Here is a 9545-nt window from a genome sequence, read left to right as displayed (position 1 = left end):
ATGCCTTTACAAGTATGCATGGGGGCTATGATAAGTTGCAGTTTTGGTGCTGCACCCGCCTCTTTAATAGTATTACCAGTAAATAGGGTGTTAACCAGTAATATGCCAGCCGCAACTATTATGGATCATGCTCCTGTTATCAATATTCCACCTTTTGGTGTTTGTTCTTCATTGGCTAACCCAACTGTGGCATCTGCCACCACTGCCGCTTTAGGAGTACTCACACCAATGCCTTGTATTCCTGCAACCGTAGCACCTTGGGTTCCTGGTTCACCCACCGTAATGGTAGGGAGTATTCCAACACTTAACAACACTTGTACGCTAAATTGTATGTGGGGAGGGGTTATTACGATCTCTCAACCCGGTCAACAGCAATGTCAAGTTTCTTAATGTGAGTTTTTGATAACCATAGGTATGTACCTTTTAGGAATTTCTTCTAAAAAAGAAGGTTTCATTAATACCCTCTAATTCAACAAGAGTTCTATGCCAGAAAATTATATTGGCTTGAACTTTTTTGCATTAGCAATCTCAAAGAATAGGGTTCTTTGTTTTATTATAAAAAAAGTAATTTGACAGCGTTTGATTATTTCAAAAGTTATACCCAAATCTTCCTATTTTTAATACAAATCAAAGGAAGTCTTATCTCGGTCAAAACAGTTTATTAGAATTTAAAGGTAACACTACGAAGTCTTAAGAGTTCCAGAAACATTTACTCCATGATCATTCATTGTTTTTGTTTTTTCAGGGTTATCTGTTAGCATAATAATAGAGCGTACTTTTAAATATTTTAAAACTTTTGCAGCTTGACTAAAATCTCTTGCGTCTTCTTTATAACCTGATAATTTATAGGCTTCAGCTTGACTAATACCTTGTCTTTTGTACTGTACACTGTTTAACAAAGCTAAATGTCCATTCCCTTTTCCTTCTTGATCTAATAAAATTATTAAACCCTTCCCAGCCTCCTGAATTAGTTTTTGAGAACTATTCATTTGTTCTTGGCAATCACATTCTATACTATTAAAATAATGACCAAAAATACAGGAAGAGTGAACTCTGCATAGCACATCGGACTCATTTTTAATTGACCCCATAATCAAAACTATAATTTCTTTCTGCCCATCATAGAATAGTACTTCTTTAAAAGTACCATATTTAGTTTTCAAAGTGCCTTCTGCAAGGGATACTATCATTAATTATGTTTATTTAATAAAGCTAAAATAGAATTTATTTTATGAATCTAAAGAGATTCACTTTTGTAACAAAAAAAACCACCTCAAATTTCTATAAAAAGAAATTCATTACTTGTAGAAATATTAATCAATTAATAAGTTTGGTAGAAAGCTAATTGGTAAAGCAATTATTTTAAAATGCATTCCCAAAATCATACAACTATTTTTTTGATGATTTCAATGGAGGCAATATCAAAACTGAAAGAGTTATCCTAAGCACAAATATTAAAGATGTACATACAATTTTTATAGGAAATATAGTATTTCTAACTTTTAAATATGTTTGTATACATCTTCAAAAGGTACTCTATAACGTTCTGTATAAATCCCCTTATCTCCATCTCTAATTCCACACCCTATGACCATACATATCTCTGAGCCGGCTGGAAGTTTGAGTATTTTTTTAACGAGTAATGTATCACTTCCCTCCATGGGGCAGGTGTCAAAACCCTTTGCGGCCATACTAATCATAAAGTTTTGAGCAGCTAGACCTGCACTTTTGTGAGCTACAATACGCATATCACTTAAACGTACTTGTCTGTAAACCGGTTTAAAAATTCCTATGATATTAAATAATAAATACTTCAACCATCCTAGAATACCTAGAAAATCAGTATAAATAGTGGGTATGAGTTTTGTATAATAGTTAATTGCGAATTTTTCGCGTTTTGTATACTCACTAATAGGTTTGTTTCCCATCTTAGATTTTAAGTAGGTTGCATTAAATGCGGCACGTTTTCGCCAAAGGTCTTTTCTTGTTACAACCACCACCATTTGTGGAGCAGTAGCAGCTGCATTTTGCCCAAGGCAAGCTTGGGTCATTTTCTTAAGGATTTCTTCATTTGTAATATGATAAAATTCCCAAAGTTGCAAATTACTGCTGGTAGGTGCCAGAACAGCATTTTCCAGACATGCTTTTACTTCATCTCTAGACGGTTCTTTTTCGGTTTTAAATACCCTTACAGATCTTCGATATTGTATTGCTTCGGTAACTGTTTTTTCCATAAGTTAGAGGAGGTGTTTAATGTAATTAACAAATTTCATTTTTGATGTATAGGGAGCGTAGCGCAAAGGTAAATCTAGCCAATTTCCCCGTTTTACAACTGCCTTATGATGTGAAAAAGTATCAAAAGATTTTTTTCCGTGGTAAGCACCAATTCCGCTATACTCAATACCTCCAAAAGACAAACATTTATTAATTGATATGTTTTATAGTATTGTTAAGTACACCACTTCAAAAAGAGAATGTATCATTCACTCTTTTGTTCTCTTCGTACTAGTTGAAAAATACGTAAAGAGATAAGGATTTTTAATATTGGTAAATAACAGCAGTTATCCCTTCAAAAGTATCAAAACTATTAATTTGTTTGGTATCTCTTAAGATTTGCACGATTTGATTAGAAACAAGGCCTTAATTTTTGAACATTATTAAAGTTGAGTATTACAAATAAAAAGAAGTTAAGTGGTTGACAAACAGTATTTTGACATGTGAAAAGAGTACTTGAATTTAAAGAATATATTAAAATGAAGCGCTATGTCGGCGTTAAAACCAATAATTTCGAATATAATACTAAAAGTACAACGTATTAATGGAACTAAATAAATACAGTAAGAACGTCACTCAAGACCCTACGCAGCCTGCGGCACAGGCGATGTTACATGCAATTGGCTTAACAGATGAAGATCTTAAAAAACCTTTAATAGGTATTGCAAGTACTGGCTATGAAGGAAACCCATGTAATATGCACTTAAACGATTTGGCTACCTATGTTAAAAAAGGAACTAAAGAAGCAGATGTTGTTGGTTTAATTTTTAATAGTATAGGGGTTAGTGATGGAATTTCAATGGGAACTACCGGAATGCGTTTTTCGCTTCCATCTCGTGATGTAATTGCAGATTCTGTTGAAACGGTGGTACAGGCAATGAATTATGATGGAGTTGTTACTGTTGTGGGATGTGATAAAAATATGCCAGGAGCTCTTATGGGAATGCTTCGGTTAAACCGTCCCTCAATACTTGTTTATGGAGGTACTATTGCTCCTGGGTTTCATGAAGGGAAAAAATTGGATGTTGTCTCTGCTTTTGAAGCTTGGGGACAAAAAGTTGCGGGAACAATTACGGAGCAAGAGTTCAAAGCAGTAGTGCATAAGGCATGTCCTGGAGCAGGTGCTTGTGGGGGGATGTATACCGCAAATACAATGGCTTCTGCTATAGAAGCTTTAGGTATGGCATTACCTTACAATGGTTCTAACCCAGCAAACTCAGCTCAGAAAAAAGAAGAGTGTGTGGCAGCAGGTAAAGCCATGCGTATACTCTTAGAAAAAGATATTAAGCCTTCAGATATTGTTACCAAAGAATCCTTAGAAAATGCAGTAAGACTTATAACGGTATTAGGCGGTTCTACAAATGCAGTTTTACATTTTCTTGCCATAGCTAGAGCAGCAGATATTGAGTTTACCCTTGCAGATTTTAAGCGCATAAGTGATACCACTCCGTTTTTAGCAGATCTAAAACCTAGTGGCAAGTATGTAATGGAAGATTTGCATAAAGTAGGAGGCGTGCCAGCGGTTCTTAAGTATATGTTGGTTAATGATATGCTTCATGGAGATTGTCTTACTGTTACAGGTAAAACACTAGCAGAAAATTTATTGGATGTTTCTGATTTAAAAGAGGGGCAGGATATTATTAAACCCATAGCAGAACCAATTAAACCAACAGGACATATTAGAATTCTCTTTGGAAATCTTGCCACAGAAGGTTCAGTCGCAAAAATAACAGGAAAAGAAGGACTTCAATTTACTGGAAAGGCCAAAGTGTACGATGGAGAATTTGCCGCTAATAAAGGTATAAGTAAGGGAGAAGTTCAAAAAGGTGATGTGGTCGTAATTCGTTACGAGGGTCCAAAAGGAGGGCCTGGAATGCCTGAAATGCTTAAGCCAACTGCCGCTATCATGGGAGCAGGTCTAGGCAAGGATGTTGCCCTTATTACAGATGGACGTTTTTCTGGAGGAACACATGGCTTTGTTGTTGGTCATGTTTCACCAGAAGCTCAGGATGGAGGTACAATTGCCTTGGTGAAGGATGGAGATATAATTACCATTGACGCCGAAGAAAATACGATAAATGTTACCGTAGATGAAGAGACATTAAAGAAACGGAAAGAATTATGGAAACAACCCCAGTTACGTTATAAAAAGGGTGTTCTTTACAAATATGCAAAAACAGTATCATCTGCTTCCAGTGGTTGTGTAACAGATGAATTTTAAGAAAGATTATATTATGGAAACCTTACGAGAAAAAACCGCCAAAATCACATCCTCTTCTGCAGTAACCATCAATGGTGCAGAAGCCGTTATTCGATGTCTGCTTGAAGAGGGTGTTGATCTTATTTATGGTTACCCCGGTGGGGCAATCATGCCTATTTATGATGAATTGTATAAATATAAAGATCGGCTTCATCACGTGTTAACACGTCATGAGCAAGGGGCAACCCATGCTGCTCAAGGATATGCACGTGTTAGTGGTAAGGTTGGAGTGGCTATGGCAACTTCTGGACCAGGGGCTACTAATTTAGTAACCGGTCTGGCAGATGCACAAATTGATTCTACACCCATGGTTTGCATTACGGGTCAGGTTGCAAGACATTTACTTGGGTCTGACGCTTTTCAGGAAACTGATATTGTAGGAATTTCAACACCTATAACAAAGTGGAATTATCAAATTACGGATGCTAAAGAAATCCCAGAAATACTTGCAAAAGCATTCTATATTGCTCGCAGTGGTCGTCCAGGGCCTGTACTTATTGATATTACTAAAAATGCACAATTCCAAGAGTTTGATTTTGAGTATAAGAAGTGCAAGGCAATTAGAAGTTATAGAGCGGTACCAGAAATTGACCCTAAAAGGATAGAAGAAGCAGCTGCATTGATAAACGCAGCCAAAAAACCTATGATAGTTTTTGGACAAGGAGTTATTTTAGGTCACGCAGAAGAAGAGTTAAAAGCGGTGGTAGAAAAATCAGGAATTCCTGCCGCGTGGACTATTTTAGGTCTTTCGGCCATGCCTACAGATCACCCGCTTAATGTTGGTATGGTAGGAATGCACGGTAATTATGGGCCAAATGTATTGACGAATGAATGTGACGTGCTTATCGCGGTAGGGATGAGGTTTGACGATAGGGTTACTGGAAATCTTGAAACCTATGCTAAACAGGCAAAGGTGATTCATTTTGAGATTGATCCAGCAGAAATAGATAAAAATGTAAAAACAGAAGTTGCCGTTTTAGGAAATGTGAAAGATACCTTTAAGTTATTATTGCCTTTGTTAGAAAAAAAGGAATATACGCAATGGTTAAAGGAATTCCGAGATAAAGATACAATTGAATTTGAGAAAGTAATTAAAGACGATCTTTTTCCTCAGAAAGAAGGCTTAACGATGGCAGAGGTGATAGAACAAATTAATAAAGCATCTGGAAATGACGCTGTGATTGTATCGGATGTAGGACAGCATCAAATGATTGCTTGTAGATATGCCAAGTTTACCCAAAGTAAAAGTAATATCACATCAGGAGGTCTGGGTACTATGGGATTTGCACTTCCAGCAGCTATAGGAGCCAAAATGGGAGCACCCGAAAGAGAAGTAGTAGCTGTGATTGGTGATGGTGGCTATCAAATGACAATTCAAGAATTAGGAACTATTTTCCAAACACGTACTGCAGTGAAAATAGTAGTTTTAAATAACGATTTTCTTGGAATGGTTAGGCAATGGCAACAATTATTTTTTGATAAAAGATATGCATCAACTGAAATGACGAATCCAGATTTTGTAACCATAGCACAAGGATATCAGATTAAGGCAAAACGAGTGACAAAAAGAGAAGAGTTAGAAGCATCGGTTCAAGAAATGTTAGCGTCTAAAGATGCTTATTTTTTAGAGGTCTGTGTTGAAAAAGAACATAACGTATTTCCAATGATCCCAACGGGTGCATCAGTATCAGATATAAGATTAAGTTAATATAATGGAAAAACAAACATTCACTATATCAGTATATTCTGAAAACAATGTGGGGTTGTTAAACAGAATTTCAGGCATATTTTTAAAGAGACATATTAACATAGAAAGTCTCAATGTTTCTGAATCAGAAATTGAAAATGTATTTCGGTTTATTATTGTGATTAAGACAACTCATTCATCGGTAAAGAAAATCGTAGGTCAAATAGAGAAACAAATAGATGTGATTAAGGCATACTGCCATACAGATGAAGAAACCATCTACCAAGAGTCTGCTTTGTTTAAAATAGCATCACATTTGTTATTTGATGAACGTCAGATTCAAAATCTAATTAAAAACAGTAACGCAATGATAGTAACGGTTTCCCGTGATTTCTTTGTGATTGCTAAAACAGGTAGAAGAGAAGAAATTCAAGAGTTGTATAACAATTTGCAGCCTTATGGAATTATGCAATTTGTACGATCTGGAAGAATATCTGTTTCAAAATCAGAAATGAAAATATCTTCGATGCTCAAAGAATTTCAGGCATCAGAATTATAAAATTGTTAATTGTAAAAATAAAAAAGTAGCATGGCAAATTATTTTAATACCCTTTCCTTAAGAGGCAAACTTCAACAATTAGGAGTATGTGAATTCATGGATCGTTCAGAATTTGATGAAGGGGTAAAAAAACTACAAAACAAAAAGATTGTAATTGTTGGATGCGGAGCACAAGGTCTTAATCAAGGTCTAAATATGCGTGATTCAGGTTTAGATATTTCTTATGCGCTAAGAGATGCTGCTATCACAGAGAAAAGAGCATCATTCAAAAATGCTACAGAAAACGGATTTAAAGTAGGTAACTACCAAGAATTAATTCCAACAGCAGATATGGTTTGCAATCTTACTCCAGATAAGCAACACACCACCGTAGTGAATGCCATTATGCCATTAATGAAAAACGGTGCAGTATTATCATATTCCCATGGTTTTAATATTGTAGAAGAAGGAATGCAGATCAGAAAAGACATAACGGTTATAATGGTAGCTCCTAAATGTCCTGGTTCTGAAGTAAGAGAAGAGTATAAAAGAGGTTTTGGTGTACCTACCTTGATAGCAGTACATCCAGAAAACGATCCAAATGGTGACGGTCTAGAACTAGCAAAGGCGTATGCGGTAGCAACTGGAGGGCATAGAGCAGGAGTACTTCATTCTTCTTTTGTTGCAGAGGTGAAATCTGATCTTATGGGAGAACAAACCATTTTATGTGGTTTGTTACAAACGGGATCCATTTTATGCTTTGATAAGATGGTCGAGAAAGGGATCGACAAAGCATATGCTTCCAAACTGATTCAGTATGGTTGGGAGACTATTACAGAGGCTTTAAAACATGGAGGGATAACAAATATGATGGATCGTTTATCCAACCCTGGCAAATTAAAAGCATTCGCTTTATCAGAAGAATTAAAAGAAATCATGCGTCCGCTGTTTCAAAAGCATATGGATGATATTATGAGCGGACATTTCTCTAAGACTATGATGGAAGATTGGGCTAATGATGATATTAATTTGTTAACGTGGCGAAAAGCTACCGGTGAAACTGCTTTTGAAAAATCTGAAGCCTCAAATGAAGAAATTGATGAACAAGAATATTTTGATCATGGTGTTTTAATGGTCGCTTTTGTAAAATCAGGTGTTGAATTGGCGTTTGAAACAATGACCGAAGCTGGAATTATTGAAGAGTCTGCATATTATGAGTCACTTCATGAGACCCCTTTAATTGCAAATACTATTGCAAGAAAAAAACTTTTTGAAATGAATAGAGTCATTTCAGATACTGCAGAGTATGGCTGCTATTTGTTTGATCATGCTTGTAAACCTTTGTTAGAAGGTTTCATGAAAGAAATAGATACCAATGTGATTGGTGGTTCTTTTGAACAAGGAAATAAGGTAGATAATAAAGAATTAATTACCGTAAATCAAATCATAAGAAATCATCCTATAGAAAAAGTTGGAGCCTCTCTAAGAGCTTCTATGACTGCTATGAAAAAAATAGTATAAATGAATGTAGCTACTGCATACATACCTAAATTAACAGATATTAGAGCTGCTGCTGCATTGCTTAAAGGTGTAGCACATGTAACCCCTTTAATGCACAATTTTTCGTATTCTAATCTGTACAATGCGAATATACTTTTGAAAAGGGAAGACCTTCAAGTGGTTAGATCTTATAAAATACGGGGTGCATTTAATAAGATAAGTTCTTTATCAGATGCGCAAAAGCAAAAGGGAATTGTGTGTTCTAGTGCAGGTAATCATGCACAGGGAGTAGCTCTTTCGTGTAAAAAGTTGAATATACATGGTACTATTTATATGCCATCACCCACCCCTCAACAAAAGATTGATCAAGTAAGAATGTTTGGTGGTGAACAGATTAACATTGTTTTGGAAGGGGATACGTATGACGATTGTTATAAAGCTGCCATTTCAGAATGTGAGAAACTGGGAAAAGCCTTTGTGCATCCCTTTGATGATCAAAAAGTAATTGAGGGCCAGGCAACGGTTGGATTGGAGATTTTAGAACAAACACCAGAAGATATAGATTATGTCTTTGTCCCGGTAGGAGGTGGAGGTCTTATTTCAGGATTGAGTAGTGTTTTTAAGGAATTATCGCCAAATACCAAAATAATTGGAGTAGAACCAACAGGAGCACCCTCCATGAAAACGTCTTTGCATAAAGGAGAAAACACTGCATTAGAAGCCATAGAAAAATTTGTAGACGGAGCTGCAGTTAAACGTGTTGGAGATCTCAATTTTGAGATTTGCAAACAATATTTAAGTGATATGATTACGGTTGACGAAGGAAAAATTTGTCAAACAATCTTAGAGCTTTATAACAAAGAAGCTATTGTAGTTGAGCCTGCTGGAGCTTTGGCTATTGCCGCCTTAGACCAATACAAGGAAAAACTTGTACGTAAAAATGTAGTTTGTATAGTGAGTGGAAGCAATAATGATATTACAAGAACCGCCGAGATTAAAGAGCGTGCCTTGTTATATGCAAAGCTCAAACATTATTTTATTATTCGATTTCCACAAAGAGCTGGTGCACTGCGTGAATTTGTAGCGGAAATTTTAGGACCTAATGATGATATCACCCATTTTGAGTATACCAAAAAGCACAATCGTGAAACGGGTCCAGCTGTTGTTGGGATTGAATTAAAAAGTCCCGAAGATTTACTACCTTTAATCAACCGTATGAAAGCTAATAAGTTTTACGGTGATTACCTTAATAATAAACCGGATTTATTCCAGTTTTTAGTTTAATT

Annotated in this window: 8 protein-coding genes; 6 read left to right on the top strand and 2 right to left on the bottom strand. The window is 35.9% G+C overall.

Going from position 1 to position 9545, the window contains the following annotated elements; translation table 11 throughout:
* Window positions 1-390, top strand: a complete 390-nt coding sequence (locus WBG07_RS01960; RefSeq protein WP_340198802.1) for a DUF4280 domain-containing protein — start codon at window positions 1-3, stop codon at window positions 388-390.
* 290 nt (window positions 391-680) lie between these two features.
* Here the strand turns inward: WBG07_RS01960 and WBG07_RS01955 are convergent, their stop codons facing one another.
* Window positions 681-1190 carry a GTP cyclohydrolase gene (locus WBG07_RS01955; RefSeq protein WP_340198801.1) on the bottom strand — a complete coding sequence of 170 codons (510 nt, stop codon included), beginning with the start codon at window positions 1188-1190 and terminating at the stop codon, window positions 681-683.
* 312 nt (window positions 1191-1502) lie between these two features.
* Complete coding sequence (locus WBG07_RS01950) at window positions 1503-2234, bottom strand: nitroreductase family protein (protein WP_340198800.1); 732 nt, start codon at window positions 2232-2234, stop codon at window positions 1503-1505.
* A gap of 584 nt (window positions 2235-2818) precedes the next feature.
* Between WBG07_RS01950 and ilvD the strand changes: the two genes are divergently transcribed.
* From ilvD to ilvA, 5 genes are read left to right on the top strand one after another with little or no spacing between them, the layout of a single operon-like run.
* A complete protein-coding gene (gene ilvD, locus WBG07_RS01945) occupies window positions 2819-4495 on the top strand; it encodes a dihydroxy-acid dehydratase (protein WP_340198799.1) in 1677 nt (558 codons plus the stop codon).
* A 13-nt stretch (window positions 4496-4508) separates the two neighbouring features.
* Window positions 4509-6242, top strand: coding sequence for a biosynthetic-type acetolactate synthase large subunit (ilvB, locus tag WBG07_RS01940; RefSeq protein WP_340198798.1), 1734 nt, complete (start codon window positions 4509-4511; stop codon window positions 6240-6242).
* A gap of 4 nt (window positions 6243-6246) precedes the next feature.
* Window positions 6247-6780 carry an acetolactate synthase small subunit gene (ilvN, locus tag WBG07_RS01935; protein ID WP_340198797.1) on the top strand — a complete coding sequence of 178 codons (534 nt, stop codon included), beginning with the start codon at window positions 6247-6249 and terminating at the stop codon, window positions 6778-6780.
* A gap of 30 nt (window positions 6781-6810) precedes the next feature.
* Entirely contained in the window at window positions 6811-8280 is a 1470-nt protein-coding gene (gene ilvC, locus WBG07_RS01930) for a ketol-acid reductoisomerase (RefSeq protein ID WP_340198796.1), read from the top strand.
* On the top strand, window positions 8281-9543 hold the full coding sequence (gene ilvA / locus WBG07_RS01925) for a threonine ammonia-lyase (RefSeq protein WP_340198795.1): 1263 nt from the start codon (window positions 8281-8283) through the stop codon (window positions 9541-9543).
* Window positions 9544-9545: the final 2 nt, after the last annotated feature.

It is taken from the genome of Ascidiimonas meishanensis (assembly GCF_037782385.1).
GTDB lineage: Bacteria > Bacteroidota > Bacteroidia > Flavobacteriales > Flavobacteriaceae > Ascidiimonas > Ascidiimonas meishanensis.
Note: the sequence above shows the minus strand (reverse complement) of the source record. Positions and strands in the feature narration are given on the sequence as shown.